The sequence below is a fragment of the Chryseobacterium arachidis genome (assembly GCF_900129245.1).
Lineage (GTDB): Bacteria > Bacteroidota > Bacteroidia > Flavobacteriales > Weeksellaceae > Chryseobacterium > Chryseobacterium arachidis.
On sequence record NZ_FQUT01000004.1, the window covers coordinates 109,151 to 123,548 of the forward strand.

The 14,398-nt window shown below is 34.8% G+C and carries 16 protein-coding genes; all 16 read right to left on the minus strand.

The genetic code is table 11. The features are described from left to right. Positions 1 to 8 precede the first annotated feature (8 nt). Entirely contained in the window at positions 9 to 608 is a 600-nt protein-coding gene (locus tag BUA89_RS09080; RefSeq protein ID WP_072956078.1) for a bifunctional nuclease family protein, read from the minus strand. 212 nt (positions 609 to 820) lie between these two features. Beyond that, a complete protein-coding gene (locus tag BUA89_RS09085; protein WP_072956081.1) occupies positions 821 to 1,768 on the minus strand; it encodes an electron transfer flavoprotein subunit alpha/FixB family protein in 948 nt (315 codons plus the stop codon). A gap of 129 nt (positions 1,769 to 1,897) precedes the next feature. Then, entirely contained in the window at positions 1,898 to 2,644 is a 747-nt protein-coding gene (locus tag BUA89_RS09090; RefSeq protein ID WP_072956084.1) for an electron transfer flavoprotein subunit beta/FixA family protein, read from the minus strand. A 145-nt stretch (positions 2,645 to 2,789) separates the two neighbouring features. Further along, positions 2,790 to 3,497 carry an SDR family oxidoreductase gene (locus BUA89_RS09095; RefSeq protein WP_072956087.1) on the minus strand — a complete coding sequence of 236 codons (708 nt, stop codon included), beginning with the start codon at positions 3,495 to 3,497 and terminating at the stop codon, positions 2,790 to 2,792. Between the two features lie 77 nt (positions 3,498 to 3,574). Then, positions 3,575 to 4,591 (minus strand): T9SS type A sorting domain-containing protein, encoded by a 1,017-nt coding sequence (locus BUA89_RS09100; RefSeq protein ID WP_072956090.1) that lies wholly within the window; start codon positions 4,589 to 4,591, stop codon positions 3,575 to 3,577. 105 nt (positions 4,592 to 4,696) lie between these two features. Beyond that, on the minus strand, positions 4,697 to 6,076 hold the full coding sequence (locus BUA89_RS09105; protein WP_072956093.1) for a dipeptidase: 1,380 nt from the start codon (positions 6,074 to 6,076) through the stop codon (positions 4,697 to 4,699). Positions 6,077 to 6,246: 170 nt separating this feature from the next. After that, positions 6,247 to 6,531: a hypothetical protein gene (locus BUA89_RS09110; protein ID WP_072956097.1), complete on the minus strand. Its 285-nt coding sequence runs from the start codon at positions 6,529 to 6,531 to the stop codon at positions 6,247 to 6,249. 118 nt (positions 6,532 to 6,649) lie between these two features. Further along, positions 6,650 to 7,798 (minus strand): class I SAM-dependent methyltransferase, encoded by a 1,149-nt coding sequence (locus BUA89_RS09115; protein WP_072956100.1) that lies wholly within the window; start codon positions 7,796 to 7,798, stop codon positions 6,650 to 6,652. Between the two features lie 51 nt (positions 7,799 to 7,849). Continuing rightward, a complete protein-coding gene (locus tag BUA89_RS23435; RefSeq protein ID WP_317043386.1) occupies positions 7,850 to 7,957 on the minus strand; it encodes a GxxExxY protein in 108 nt (35 codons plus the stop codon). A 46-nt stretch (positions 7,958 to 8,003) separates the two neighbouring features. Continuing rightward, entirely contained in the window at positions 8,004 to 8,231 is a 228-nt protein-coding gene (locus BUA89_RS23440) for a GxxExxY protein (RefSeq protein ID WP_317043387.1), read from the minus strand. 89 nt (positions 8,232 to 8,320) lie between these two features. After that, positions 8,321 to 9,472: a methylmalonyl-CoA mutase family protein gene (locus tag BUA89_RS09125; RefSeq protein ID WP_072956104.1), complete on the minus strand. Its 1,152-nt coding sequence runs from the start codon at positions 9,470 to 9,472 to the stop codon at positions 8,321 to 8,323. 105 nt (positions 9,473 to 9,577) lie between these two features. Next, positions 9,578 to 9,934 carry an FtsB family cell division protein gene (locus BUA89_RS09130; protein ID WP_072956107.1) on the minus strand — a complete coding sequence of 119 codons (357 nt, stop codon included), beginning with the start codon at positions 9,932 to 9,934 and terminating at the stop codon, positions 9,578 to 9,580. 1 nt (position 9,935) lies between these two features. Beyond that, positions 9,936 to 10,550, minus strand: coding sequence for a uridine kinase (gene udk, locus BUA89_RS09135; protein WP_072956112.1), 615 nt, complete (start codon positions 10,548 to 10,550; stop codon positions 9,936 to 9,938). 130 nt (positions 10,551 to 10,680) lie between these two features. Then, on the minus strand, positions 10,681 to 12,525 hold the full coding sequence (locus BUA89_RS09140) for a T9SS type A sorting domain-containing protein (protein ID WP_072956116.1): 1,845 nt from the start codon (positions 12,523 to 12,525) through the stop codon (positions 10,681 to 10,683). 110 nt (positions 12,526 to 12,635) lie between these two features. Then, entirely contained in the window at positions 12,636 to 12,941 is a 306-nt protein-coding gene (locus tag BUA89_RS09145; RefSeq protein ID WP_072956119.1) for an ATP-dependent Clp protease adaptor ClpS, read from the minus strand. A 21-nt stretch (positions 12,942 to 12,962) separates the two neighbouring features. Then, positions 12,963 to 14,321, minus strand: coding sequence for a hemolysin family protein (locus BUA89_RS09150; protein ID WP_072956121.1), 1,359 nt, complete (start codon positions 14,319 to 14,321; stop codon positions 12,963 to 12,965). Positions 14,322 to 14,398 lie beyond the last annotated feature (77 nt).

Here is a 14,398-nt window from a genome sequence, read left to right on the forward strand (position 1 = left end):
TATCTCTTTTAATCAATTTTCTTTTTCCTTCTTTTGATTTCTTCCTGAATCTCCAAGGCAGTGTCATAATCTTCTTCTTTTACCGCTTCTTCCAATAATTTCTGAAGTTCTTCCATAGAAACAGATCTCAAATTATCTTCCGGCTGAACAGTTTCAGAAAAAGACTGATCTTCTTTAGCCACATCTTCCAATTCCAAAAGAATTCCCGCTTCGTTCAATACCTGCTGAGTCGTAAAAATAGGAGCATCAAAACGTACTGCCATGGCTACTGCGTCAGAGGTTCTTGCATCAAGAATCAATTCTTCATCATTAGCCTTATTTTTAAAGTTGATATTAGAGAAGAAAACTCCGTCTACAATCTGATAAATGATCACAGAAACCAATTCATAATTGGCTGAAACTATAAATTTTGTGAATAAGTCGTGTGTGAGCGGACGAGGCGGATGAATGTCTTTCTCAAGACCAAGAGAAATGGATTGTGCCTCGAAATTCCCTATAACAACAGGTAATTTAATATGTGTTTCTTCATGTTCCAATAACAATGCGTACGCCCCGGATTGCGTCTGGCTGTACGATATTCCGCGAATAATTAACTGTTTATAATCCATAGCTACAAATATAGATTAATTTTTCAAGTTTTTTTTTACTTTTTTAGACAAAAATAAAAGCCCGGAAGCCGAGCTTTTATCTATGTTGTATGCATTAGTTCATTGCGAATTTTATTTCATAAGTTAATTTTGCTTTGCAAGTGAATTTTTTTTAATTAAAATACTAATTAAATTGACAAGCGAAGCGAATGACCATTCACAATTAACCTCTCTTATGCTTTAAGAGCTTTAATTTTCTCCGTCAATGCAGGAATAATCTGGAAAGCATCTCCTACAACACCGTAATCAGCTGATTTGAAGAACGGAGCTTCTGCATCACTGTTGATTACTACAATTGTTTTAGAAGAGTTAACACCTGCCAAATGCTGAATAGCACCTGAAATCCCTACTGCAATGTAAAGATTCGGAGAAATCGCCTTACCAGTTTGGCCTACGTGTTCTGTGTGAGGTCTCCATCCGATATCTGAAACCGGCTTGGAACAAGCCGTCGCTGCACCTAAAACGTTTGCCAGTTCTTCGATCATTCCCCAGTTTTCAGGACCTTTTAATCCTCTACCTGCAGAAACTACGATTTCCGCTTCTTTAAGGTCTAGTTTTCCTGAACTTTGCTCGTGAGAAATTACTTTAGTATCTTCATTAGCAACAGAAAGATTTTTCACTTCTTCTGAACCAGCAACTGCATTTTCTTTAACACCGAAAGCATTTTGAGAAACTGTTAAAATAACTCCGGCACCTTCAGATTTAGCATGCATGAAACCTTTTCCTGAGAATGCTTTTCTCTTCACCTGAAACGGAGAAAGACTTTCCGGAGCTTCCAAAACATTAGTAATTAAAGAATGTCCGTTCATTACTGCCAACATCGGAGCAACTGAAGAAGCGTCTGTCGTGTGAGGGAAAACAAAGATATTTCCGTTTGCCGCTTCATTTACAGCCTGAGCAAATGCTTTTGCTGAGAAATTTTTAAGCCCCTCGTCTTTGATATTAATTACATTTGATGCTCCATATTTGTATAATAAATCTGAAGAATCTGTTGGGTTTACAGAGATCGCCGTCACTGTATCACCAGCCTGATCTGCAACAGCTTTAGCATAAGAAACTGCCTCAAAAGCCGCTTTTTTGTAAACTCCGTTTATATTTTCTGCGTATACGAATACTGCCATTTTAAATTTGTTTAAGGTTTAATGTTCAAGATTCAATGTTATAAATTGCATTGTATATTAATAAAATACTTTTGAGCCTTTAAAACTTCAACTCTATCTTGAATCTTTTTACTTTTTACTTGGTTCTTATTAAATTACTTTTGCTTCTTCGTGAAGTAATCTTACCAATTCATCCAAATTATCTGGAGAAACCAATTTCACAGCTGCTCTTGGAGGAACACTGTCATAAGAAACTCCTTGAACTTTCACCTCAGTAGAAGTCGGCTCAACAACCTGCAAAGGTTTTGTTCTTGCAGACATAATCCCTCTCATGTTTGGAATGATTAAATCTTTTTCGTCTACTAATCCTTTCTGACCGGCAATTACAGCAGGTAATTTTACAGAAATCGTTTCTTTACCTCCTTCAATTTCTCTTACAGCAGTAGCTTCGCTTCCGTTTACGTCTAAACCTACAGATGCGTTTACGAAAGGCTGATTCAATAACTGAGCAACCATTCCCGGAACAGAACCACCGTTGTAATCGATCGATTCTTTACCGCAAAGAATCAAGTCATATCCACCGTTTTGTGCCACAGCAGCAATTTCTTTTGCTGTAGAATAGCTGTCTTTAGGATCCAGGTTTACTCTTACTGCATCGTTTGCTCCGATTGCCAAAGCTTTTCTTACTACAGGCTCTGTAGCAGCATCACCTACGTTGATTACTGTTACCGTAGCCCCTTGAGACTCTTGTAATTTGATTGCTTTTGTCAACGCAAATTCGTCTAACGGATTGATTACCCACTGAATTCCGTTTTTGTCGAAAGCAGACTTATCCGCTGTGAAGTTAATTTTGGAAGTAGTATCCGGAACACTACTTATACAAACTAATATTTTCATGTGTACTATTTTATTGTTTCTCTATCTATAAACATTAGGGTATTTATAGTGAGATTTTGTTTTAATTAATTTTTGCTAATATAAATAAAAAATATATTATGCATGCATAATACTTATTAATTTACTATTCAGCGCATTAGAAGTATTATTTTCTGGGTTGTGTTGCCCTGAACTCGATCTTGCTGGGTAAAACTCTCGGATTCATTTTTAAAATATCCAAAACCAGATTTCCCATATCTTCAGGCTGTATCTTCCAGGCATCTTTTTCGGAAGGAATGTTTCCGTTAAAATTCGTTGCTACGGAACCGGGCATAATAACCGTTGATTTGATATTGTATTTTCTTAAGTCGATCATAGCCGCCTGTGTGAAGCCTACTACCCCGAATTTTGAAGCATTATAACCTGTTCCATTCTCAAAGAAGTTTGCACCTGCTAAGCTTGAAACCGTAATGTAATAGCCTTCTGTCTTTTTCAGTTCCTCCACAGAAGCTTTTAAAGTATAGAAAACACCTGTCAAATTGGTCTCGATCATATCATTCCATTCTTCCGCTGAAAGCTGGTCCACAGGTTTGAAAATCCCTAAACCTGCATTAGCAATCACAAAATCCAGCCTCCCAAATTTTTCGGTAATATATTTTACAGCTTCATTTTCACTTTCAAGATTTCTTACATCGGAAACAATTCCCAAAACATTTTGAGAAATTTGTCTTAATTCCTGTTCAGCTTTTTCCACATCATCTCTTTTTCTTCCCGAAAATGCCACTGAAATATCATTCTCCAATAATATTTTCGCGATTCCGAAACCGACACCTTTGGTTCCGCCTGTTATATAAGCCACTTTGTTCTCCAACATTGTATTTAGTTTAGTTTCTAAAAATAAGAAAAACGCTCCGATTGGAGCGTTTTATGAATACTAATATTTATCAGTATTTATTTTTTGATGAATTTTTCTACAGTCTTACCCTTTGATGTTTCTAAATTAATAATATAACTACCAGGATTAAGATGCTTTACATTTATTTGATTACCTTCTAAAGTCGAATTAACTTTTTTTCCAGACATATCAAAAATTTCAGCTTTATTTATCTTTAATTCTGTTAGAATATTCAGATATTCTGATGTAGGATTAGGCCCAATAGCTATTATCGATGTTTTTTCTTTTTTAATATCAGATGTTCCTAAAACAGCACTATTAGAAGCTTCTATTACGTAATTATCTATACCAAAAGTTGTCGGTCCTGAATTGGCAGGATCTGTTGTTGATGTTCTTGTTGGGGCGCTATGAATATCAAATTCTGCAGGATCAAATCCAGGTACTGTACTAGCCCCATTTACTGATAATGTTAAAGCATTTCCAGCAACGACATATGTAATAGCACCTGTTGTCTTATTATAGCTAAATCCTAAAGTAACCCAAGTATTAGCAGGATAAGTATTTGCTGTTAAACCTGTAATATTGTAATAACCATCTTGACTGGGATCTGCTGTTATAGCTAAGTAAGCTCTCCCATTTATTGTTTTAGTCTGGGAATTATAACCAATTCCAACAATTCCATTATCAGCTCCAAAAATACTAACTCCAGAAAGGTGTTTATTTGTAGATGTACCCGTATAAACTTCGAAACTACCTTTAATTATATTATTACCGGAAGTTCTACCTGCCCAGGCAGTAGCTAAACCTGTTTTGTAAACATATCTTGAAGATGTGGTTGTACCATCAGAACCTCCAGTTACGGCTAAATATTTTACACGTGCAGCATCACCTGCTACAATCTGATAATTAGCAATAGCGCCATTGTATAAATTCATGCCCCCTTGACCAGCAGTAGTCATTGAGGTAGAAACATTACCTAAAGTATAGGAATTATAATTATCTGATTCAAGAACTTGTGCTGAACCCAAAAAAACGGCTGATAAAAATAAACTTGATTGTAGAATTTTTTTCATGGTGTATTATTTTAAGTATTTGCTAAAAATAGTTAAAATATTTTAAATAAAACAAAAAATCCTCAAGAAAATTTCTTGAGGACTAAATATTTGTCAATTCAAAAACTATTTTGAATAATTTTCAAAAAACAGCGGAATACTTTCAATTCCTTTATAGAAATTAAACAATCCGTAATGCTCGTTTGGAGAATGAATTGCATCAGAATCTAAACCGAAGCCCATTAATACAGACTTAGCTCCTAAAACCTGCTCAAACATAGCTGTAATAGGAATACTGCCACCTCCTCTGTAAGGAAGTACTTCTTTTCCGAAAGCGGTTTCCATAGCTTGTTTTGCAGCTAAGAATTCTTTTGTATCTGTTGGCAGAACGTAAGGCATTCCTCCATGATGTGGAGTAACTTTAACTTTTACATTTTCAGGAGCGATTTTCTCAAAATATTTCGTGAATTTCCCTGTAATTTCTTCCGGAGTCTGATAAGGGACCAGACGCATTGAAATTTTAGCAGAAGCTTTAGAAGGAATCACTGTTTTCGCTCCTTCTCCTGTGTAGCCACCCCAAATTCCGTTGCAGTCTAATGTGGGACGAATAGAAGTTCTTTCCAGGGTAGTATACCCTTTTTCACCTTCTACTCCATTTAACCCGATTGATTTTTTGAATTCTTCAGGATTGTCTTTCAATTTATTCATATCCGCTCTGTCAGCGTCAGAAACAGTTTCTACATTATCATAGAACCCATCAATTGTAATATGTCCGTCTTCATCGATCAATTTAGCAATCATTCTTGAAAGCACATGAATAGGATTCGGAACCGCTCCTCCATAAAGCCCTGAGTGCAAATCTCTGTTTGGTCCTTCAATTTCAACCTCTACGTAGCTCAAACCTCTTAGACCTGTAGTAACAGTTGGTTGTTCGTTGCTGTAAATATGTGTATCAGAAATTAAAATACAGTCGCAAGATAATTTCTCTTTATTTTCGTTAACCCAGTCACCTAAGCTCACAGAGCCCACTTCTTCTTCTCCTTCCAAAATGAATTTAACATTACAAGGGAGTGCATTGGTCTTCATCATCGCTTCAAAAGCTTTCAAATGCATAAAGAACTGCCCTTTATCATCTGCAGAACCCCTCGCAAAAATTGCTCCGTCAGGATGAAGTTCAGTTTTTTCAATATAAGGTTCAAAAGGTGGCTTTGTCCATAATTCCAACGGATCTGCAGGCTGAACGTCGTAATGTCCGTAAACCAAAACTGTCGGCAAATTTGCATCTAAAATTTTGTCCCCATAAACAATAGGATATCCTTTCGTCTGGCAAACTTCCACATGGTCTGCACCTGCATTTTTAAGGAATTCTGCTACAACATCTGCACACTTCAATACGTCATTTTTATAGGCTGGATCTGCAGAAATAGAAGGAATTCTAAGTAACTCAAACAATTCATCCACGAAACGCTGTTTGTTTTCGTTGATGTAATTTAATGTCTCTTGCATTGTAAAATTTTATTTTGTTAAAAATAAAAAAAATGCCCCCCAGGAACAAACAAAAACATATAAATTTCCTCAGGTTTTATTATAGCCTGATAATTAAATATTTAACAAATTACATTCAACAAAAAATGCCCTGCATTTCTGCAAGGCACTCTTATATTGTTTACTAATAATTAGTGTTCAGCCTTTGGAGCGTGTGCTTCTTCAAGTTTTGCTGCTGAAGCTGCGCTATCTGTTTTTGGAGCTTCTTCACCATGCTTTTCAGCCATTGCTCCTTCTGTATGTTCTGCCGCAGCCTCATGACCATGTCCGTGGGCTTCACCGCCACCTTGTACATCTTCAGAATATCTGTCCGCTCCTTCTTCAAGCTTTAAAGTATTTTTGTTTCCTCCAGCCTGAATTTTTTTGCAGCTTACTGCAACAGTAGCAAGGGCTAAACATATAACTAATTTTTTCATATGCAAAATTTATTTTTTTAAGATCCTGTGAAATCACATTGCTTCAGAAGCAGGCAATTTCATGTTTCAATTTTTGTTTGCCCAAAATTAAGAAATCCTACATTTTTCGGCAACATTTTTAGACTGATTTTATTATTATTTTACCTTTTTTGGATTGTGTAAAAATAAGATATTGATCTCCACCGTCTTTCAGTCCGTATTTCCTCTTGATTTCTTCCGGTTTTAAAGGATAATTTTTTGAAATAATATTAAACTGACTTTTCTTTTTAATCTGTTTAGCATCAATAACTTCCACTTCTAAAATCCTTCCGGGAAAATCATTTACTTTTTCATTTGAAGTATAAATATGGGTATTGGGATGAAGTTTCTTTAGCCCGAAACGTTGTGAAATTAAATTGAAAATCCCAGCTTTTAAAATTGAATTGTTGGGGATATAAATAAATTTTTCAGGTTCTGAATATTCTGCTGCAGTATTTTCTTCATCACCCCAATTAAAAGTAAAAACAGATTCATCACTTTCTAAATTCACACAGTTGCAGATAATATTCTCAGAATTTTCCTTCGAAAGAAATACAACCACTTCTTTTACATCATTTTTAACAGCAATAATTTCAATCCTAAATATACCTTTCAATACAGAGACAAGATATTTTAAATCGATTAAAGGAGATAGTTTTATGACTACTTCATCAGAAATCAAACGCAATTCTTCCTGAATTTCAATAATATTCGGTGATAAATCTTCCAATAAAAAGACTTTATTCTTATTATTATCCCTTCTTGCCGGATCAAGATAAACGACATTAAAATATGCTTTATTGTCGTTAAGAAAATCTTCAAGTTTCTGATTGAGGAATTTTGCTTTTTTATCTAAAATATCCCAATTATGTTCAACAATTTCCAAAAGGTCGGAGTTTTGTTCGACTAAAGTAATTTCGTCAAAATTTTGAGATAAATAGTAGGCATCAATTCCAAAACCGCTCGTAAGATCAATGAATTTCTTTCCTTTTAAAATTCTTGATTTGTAAAGTGCTGTTTTTTCGGACGAAGACTGCTCTAAGTTTAATTGTGGAGGGAATATTATTCGGTCTTTTAGCAAAAACGGAAATTTCTTCTGGGCAACCTGTTTTCCTTTGATCTGCTGAACAATTTCCTGCATAGAAACTTCAGGAAATGGAGATTTTTTTAACAGTAAAGAATGTAAATCTGTATTTAGATTTGCGTTGATATAGTTTTGAATTTCTTGATTTAATATAATTTTTTCCACAGATTGCACAGATTTTCACAGATGATGATGTATATCTCTGCTTAGATTGTATTAATCTAAATTTCCATTTATTTTTCTAAAGATATTTTTAGCAATATAATCAGTATTGAAATTGACTAATATTCCTAACTTCAAATCTGATAATTTAAGATAAGTCAACAGCTGCTTATGATGAACTTGGCTGATTCTTGAATAGATTTAATTTCTAAATTACTTTATCTTCAACAATTATATCCGCAATAAAACTTGAATCAATAACTGTATCTTTAAATTTTATAGACATTGGAACTTGATTTCGAACCTTTAATCCGTGATTTTCAAGCTCAAGCATTAAAACCTTTTCATAAACTTTCTCCAACAATCCTGGGCCTAATTCATTATAAACAGAAAATATTGATTTTCTGACATAGAAACTTATCTCATTTTCTTTCATCGGTAAATGTGTTTTTTTGTGTTTATAAAATTTTCCCAGAATCTCATATACATCATCATCTGTGAAAATCTGTGCAATCCGTGGGAAAACTACTCAAACATTTCCGCCCAACGAACTGCTTTAATTTCCTTTTCGTTATATAATTCCTCCACAGACTTTTTTACGTCTAATTTTGGATATAAATTAACGCCGATCAGCTTTATTTTTCCCTCTTCTACCCATTTTTGCTCTTCAATAGCATGATCGTAGATTTTCTTTTGAATAATTCCCTGTTTTAAAAGTTCCAGATATCCTCCTGCTTCTTCGATTTCTACAAACAAAGCCCAAGATTTTTCGGCAATCTGTTGTGTAATGTCTTCCACATAATAACTTCCGTTGGAAGCATCTTCAAACACATTAATAATGCTTTCGTAAGCCAGAACAATCTGCTGTTTGAAAGAAATTTCTTCAGAGTTTTCCGTGCTTTTGTCAACTAAGTAATTATTACTGAAAACCGCATCAGCTCCACCAATCATCGCAGAAGCTAATTCTAAAGTTGAACGGATCAGGTTGTTTTCGTTGTCTGAAACCGCCTTATTTCTTAAGGAAGTTTCCGCAAAAATATAAGGAATTTCATCTAGGTTATATTCTTTTGAAAGTTGGTTAAAAACCAATTTAAAAGCTCTCAATTTTGCCATTTCAAAGAAATAATTCCCTCCGACTGCAATTCTGAAAATTAATTTATTTAAAATTTCTGAGCCGTAAATTTCAACCAGTTCTTTTGTTTTTGCTAAAGCAATCCCCAATTGCTGATCAATAGAAGCTCCCGCATTTTGGTGAAGGGAAATATCTACACAAATATTTCTTCTAAACTCTTTCGCTAATAATTCTTTTACCAGCTGATCATTAATTACAGCTTCTTTTTCATCAAAAACATCAATCAACGAAAAATACTGATCTTCCTCTTTCGGGCTGATGTGCCCGGCCAAATCAACATTATTAACGAAGATAGTTTTCTGTTCCAGATTTTCTACATTCTGATCCAAAATAAAAGCAAAAACATCCTCTTCCAGACTTTCATGATATCTTGCCACCAAATGTGTACTCTCTTCAATTTTCGGCAAGTTTACCAGTTGTTTCTCTACCGAATCATAGAAAGGTTTCACCACAATTCCCTCCAAATTTTCTTTTGTAAGAATTGAATAGATATCGTCTGTTTTAAGTTGTTTCTTGACTAAATTTTCCCAGGCTGTATTTGACATAGTTTTGTTTTGAGTGTGAATTGTGAATAGTCAATTCGCTTTGCTTGGTAATTTTAAAAATTCACTTACGAAGTAAAATTCACCGTTAACATTTCACTTTTAGAATTATTTTTTTGCAACGTTAGCACTATCCACCACCAAAATAAAGATTTCTTCATTTGGTTTTTTCATGAAATAGTTTTCTCTTGCATATTTTTCCTTTTCGGATTTGTTGTTCATCAGTTTTTTATAAAACGCATCATTTTTTTCGTATTCGGTTTTATAGTACTGAAGCTGTTCTTCATATTTATTAATCTCGCCGTTCAGCTCATTAATTACCAAAAAAGAAGTTTTATCAAAAAAAATCATCCACACCAGAAATAGACATATGGTAATGGTGTATTTGTTCAGAATATATTTCTGAATCAGTTTGAATGTATCAGACTTCGGCTGAATTTCTTTGATAAGTTTATTTTCTTTCATTTTAATGTTTTCTCAACGAATTTTTAATAACGGTAGTTAAAAAATCAATCGCTACGGAATTCTGCCTCATATTGGGAATAATTAAATCTGCTTCATTTTTAGAAGGTTCGATAAATTCCTGATGCATAGGCTTTAAAGTAGTCTGATAGCGATGCAGTACCTCATTAAGATCCCTTCCTCTTTCCTGGGTATCCCTTCTGATTCTTCTGATCAGTCTCTCGTCTGAATCGGCATGAACGAATACTTTTAAATCAAACTCCTTTAATAATTCTTTATTGGTAAGAACCAAAATCCCTTCCACGACCAAAACGTTTTTCGGCTCCACAGTAACGTGATCTCCTGTTCTTCCGTGTGTTACAAAGCTATAAATAGGCTGTTCAATCGGTTCATGATTTTTCAGTGCTTTCACATGTTTTATCAGTAAATCAAAATCGATGGATTTTGGATGATCATAATTTAAGGCTTCTCTTTCCGTTAAGGTTAAATTATGATTATCATGATAATAATTGTCCTGTGAAAGGATATTCATTCCTTCAATATCAAGCTGCTGAATAATCTTATCAACAACCGTAGTTTTGCCGGATCCTGTACCTCCTGCAATTCCTATTACAAGCATTGTTTTTTTGTTTCTTTATAGTTTTTACAAATATACTATTTTAGTTGAATGCAAATAAAATTATAAAAGCTGAATTTATTCCAAGAAAAAATCCGATGTGTATACACCGGATTGATTATTGAGTTGATTTTTATTTTTTAATAAATTTCGAAGATAGCTCTAAGCCCTTTATTCTTAAGATATAATCTCCTGTCTGTAAATGGGAAACATTAATTGTATTTCTTCCGTTTCCGATGGTTGTTTCCAAAATTCTTCGGCCCTCCATATTGTAGATTTCCACTTTTTCATCTTTATTCATTTTCATTGAAACCGTTAAAATATCAGATACTGGATTCGGATAAATAGCTATTATTTCTTTTTTCGAAACATCATCTACCGCCAAAACACAATTATATGCCGGCAAAACATAGCCCGCAGCTGTGAATTCCTGTGTCATGTCCGCAATATCAGCACAGGTAAATCCAAACGTTCCCAACATATCGATCGCCGCCTGTCTTACGGCAATAGCAGCACTTTGCTGGTTTGTATTGGAGTTCGTCATGCTTATTCCTTCCAAAAATGCTCTGTCGGTTTTTGCTTTACCAATTTTGTTGTAAATTCTCATCAGAGCGGATGCCCAGATCTGACCTCTGGTATGGATTGCTCCGGATCCCGGATATAAAACAGTATAATTGGTAATTCTTCCTGCCCAATATTCGTTGTGTCCATCCCAACTAAACATCCAGTTGTATGCAGCAGCAGATGAAGGCCACTGATTTAAACTTCTGCTGTATGACTGCGCCCAGTAATCTCCACATCCTTCGCTTAATCCCTGAACCTGAGACAGACTTCCGTTGGTCAACCAATCGTGTATCCCATGTCCTAATTCATGCAGAACCACATCGGCATCTTCAGCATCATCCACACCTCCTTCTCCGAAAACCAGCCTGCCGTTGCTGTAATAGGAATTATCATCTCCATCTAAGCCATGAGGATCATACCATAAAATTCCGGCGTTGGTTAATGGTTTACAAACAATATTTAATGTTTCATTAATATATCTTAAGCTGTTATCAACATGCCAATAAGCATTTACGGCTTCAAATCCCTGATCATTTCTGTTAAATAAAAACTGATTGCTAGATTGTGTAAAAAGTCCTGTTGAAGGTGTCTCCAAATCCTTGATTTCCGCATAAGAGCCTTTAAGCTTATACACTCCTGAAACCAAATCCAGCTCCGGAATGGTAACCAGCGTTCTTGCAGCATCTAAACTTGCATTGGTTGCATCATTATTATCCACATACTCTCCTGAGTAAGGCACCTGCATTTTAGAAAGCGGATCAGGATTGAAAATATAGCCTGTTCCTGAAACAAAAACTTTCTTGGACGCTACTTCATTTTTAGTGTTTTTCTTCCTGGGTCTTGGAGAATCGTTTTTATCATGATGATAAAATGCAATGTCTTTCACGCTTAAAACGTCTCCGCTTTGTGCATCAATAATTGTTTCCCAGCTTCCTGGATTTTCAAAAGAGTTTGTCAGTACCCGATAAACCAGTTTAGTATCCTGATTATCGGTGATGTAAACAAATAATTTATTTTCTTCAAACGTGATTTCTCCTTTCGTTCCCGATGCCTGATGTGCTTTTTTAAGCGCTTCGGCCGCAGGAAATGATGGTATTACGTTGATATCTTTTACGTTTTTTTTAAAGCTTTCCGTAGAAGTATAGGTTATTCTTCCTTCTTTATTGAAGTGTAAAACGATTTCCGACTGGAAAACAGGAACATTTTTTATGGTCTGCTGAAAACGCAATGTTTCGCCACTGTTGCCTTTTCTTACGAAATTTAATGTAAGCTTGCTAAAGTTCTGAATTCCGAGGGTTGCAGAATTTTCGGTCATCCATTTTCTTGCAGAAGATTCCAGAGAGGATTCCTGGCCCATTAATGCCGAATAAGACAGCACACAGCCAAGAACTAAAGAATTAATTTTTAGTTTCATATTATTGTTTTTTTATCTTAGATAGCTAATATAATAAATATTATTATATGTTAACTATTTTTAATAAATAATACGCAAAAAAAAGCTCCGACTATTGTCAGAGCTTAATATTATACGATTTCGCTTGTTAATTCCCTCGAAAGCAATTTCTCATGCATCGGCTTCAAAATATCCAATGAGCCTGTTTTTACCGTGCATTTACCTTTAAAATGTACTAAAATGGTACACTGCTCAGCCTGTTCTAAAGTATGTTTGCAGATCTCGATCAAAGAATCAATTACATAATCAAAAGTATGAATATCATCATTATGCAAAACGAGTTTGTAGACTTCATCCGTATCGTCCAATACAAGAACTTCTTCTTCATACTGACGTTTGGGGTCTTCATAATCTTTTATGGTATTATAAAAAATCATTTTTATTTTGTTTAAAGTAAATTAAACCTCTCCTATTTTATCGGCAAGGTCGTTGATATTATTGGGTTCATTATAAACCAACTCTACAAGTTCCACGCTCTTATTATTCATTTTTAAAATCTTAAAATGATAATTGTCCAGATCAAACTCCTGATTTTCTTCCGGAATTTCTTCCAAGGCATGCAAAATAAATCCGGCTAACGAATTATACTCACTTTCTTCTGAAAGAGGAAGTCTTTTAGGTAAGAATTCATTGATTTCATCCAATGGCTGTGTAGCCTGAACCCAATAGGTATTCTCTCCCATCTTATCAACGATTTTCTCTTCATCATCTTCTTCATCCTGAATTTCACCTACCAATTCCTCCAAAATATCTTCAAGGGTGATAATACCTTCAGTACCTCCGAATTCGTCGATTACAATCGCCAAATGCTGTTTTTTCTGCTGGAAAATCTTCAATAAGTCTGAAATTTTCTTGCTTCCGACAACAAAAAACGCATCACGCATTAATTCTTTAAGATCTTCGTGATTAAGCTCACCTTTCCTCTTAACAAATTCTCTGATGATTTCCTTTGTATATAAAACACCGGTGATATTATCAATCGAATTTTCGTAAACAGGAATACGGGAGTAGCCGCTGTCCATGATCTTATTGATAATCTCGTTGATATCTTCTTCAAAATCAATTGAAGTAATGTTCTGACGAGGAACCATGATCTGTTTGGCAGAATGATCTGTAAAATCAAAAGCATTTTTAATGATTTCATAGTTCTCTTCCTCGATTTCTCCACTGTCGGCACTTTGTTTTACCAACAGCTGAAGTTCTTCTGTGGAATGAATTTCCTGTTCAGAAGCAGGATGAATTTTAATTAATCTTAAAAAAGTATTCGACATTAAATTCATCAACCAAATAAATGGTTTGAAAACGGTATAAAAAACTCTCAACGGAACCGCAGTTGCCATTGTCGTTGATTCTGATTTTCTGATCGCAATCGATTTAGGTATAAGCTCACCAAATACAATGTGCATTACAGTGATGAGTACAAAGCTGGTCGCTACTGAAACTGTAGTAATCGTCGCTTGGCTCATTTCAATATTTAATGAATGAAAAATTCCTTCCACAACGTGGTGTAAGGCACTTTCTCCTACCCAACCAAGGGCTAAAGAAGCTAATGTAATCCCAAGTTGTGTTGCAGAAAGATACTCATCAAGGTGTTTGATTATATGCTCTGCCTGCTTTGCCATAGAGTTTCCTTCTGCGGCTTTCAGCTGGATTTGTGAATAACGAACTTTAACAATTGAAAATTCTGCGGCTACGAAAAAGCCATTAAGTAAAACAAGTAATAAGGCTAGCAAAAGCCTGACTATGTCCGAGTCCATTTAGAAATTATATAAATTTATTCTTACAAATATATACAAAATAAAAATAAGAAAAAAAGCATTGAGATACCCAATGC

Excerpts from the sequence above, each read along its gene's own strand:
- BUA89_RS09080 (WP_072956078.1), bottom strand. The coding sequence starts at position 608 with ATGGATTATAAACAGTTAATTATTCGCGGAATATCGTACAGCCAGACG.
- BUA89_RS09085 (WP_072956081.1), bottom strand. The coding sequence starts at position 1,768 with ATGGCAGTATTCGTATACGCAGAAAATATAAACGGAGTTTACAAAAAA.
- BUA89_RS09090 (WP_072956084.1), bottom strand. The coding sequence starts at position 2,644 with ATGAAAATATTAGTTTGTATAAGTAGTGTTCCGGATACTACTTCCAAA.
- BUA89_RS09095 (WP_072956087.1), bottom strand. The coding sequence starts at position 3,497 with ATGTTGGAGAACAAAGTGGCTTATATAACAGGCGGAACCAAAGGTGTC.
- BUA89_RS09100 (WP_072956090.1), bottom strand. The coding sequence starts at position 4,591 with ATGAAAAAAATTCTACAATCAAGTTTATTTTTATCAGCCGTTTTTTTG.
- BUA89_RS09105 (WP_072956093.1), bottom strand. The coding sequence starts at position 6,076 with ATGCAAGAGACATTAAATTACATCAACGAAAACAAACAGCGTTTCGTG.
- BUA89_RS09110 (WP_072956097.1), bottom strand. The coding sequence starts at position 6,531 with ATGAAAAAATTAGTTATATGTTTAGCCCTTGCTACTGTTGCAGTAAGC.
- BUA89_RS23440 (WP_317043387.1), bottom strand. The coding sequence starts at position 8,231 with ATGAAAGAAAATGAGATAAGTTTCTATGTCAGAAAATCAATATTTTCT.
- BUA89_RS09125 (WP_072956104.1), bottom strand. The coding sequence starts at position 9,472 with ATGTCAAATACAGCCTGGGAAAATTTAGTCAAGAAACAACTTAAAACA.
- BUA89_RS09130 (WP_072956107.1), bottom strand. The coding sequence starts at position 9,934 with ATGAAAGAAAATAAACTTATCAAAGAAATTCAGCCGAAGTCTGATACA.
- udk (WP_072956112.1), bottom strand. The coding sequence starts at position 10,550 with ATGCTTGTAATAGGAATTGCAGGAGGTACAGGATCCGGCAAAACTACG.
- BUA89_RS09140 (WP_072956116.1), bottom strand. The coding sequence starts at position 12,525 with ATGAAACTAAAAATTAATTCTTTAGTTCTTGGCTGTGTGCTGTCTTAT.
- BUA89_RS09145 (WP_072956119.1), bottom strand. The coding sequence starts at position 12,941 with ATGATTTTTTATAATACCATAAAAGATTATGAAGACCCCAAACGTCAG.
- BUA89_RS09150 (WP_072956121.1), bottom strand. The coding sequence starts at position 14,321 with ATGGACTCGGACATAGTCAGGCTTTTGCTAGCCTTATTACTTGTTTTA.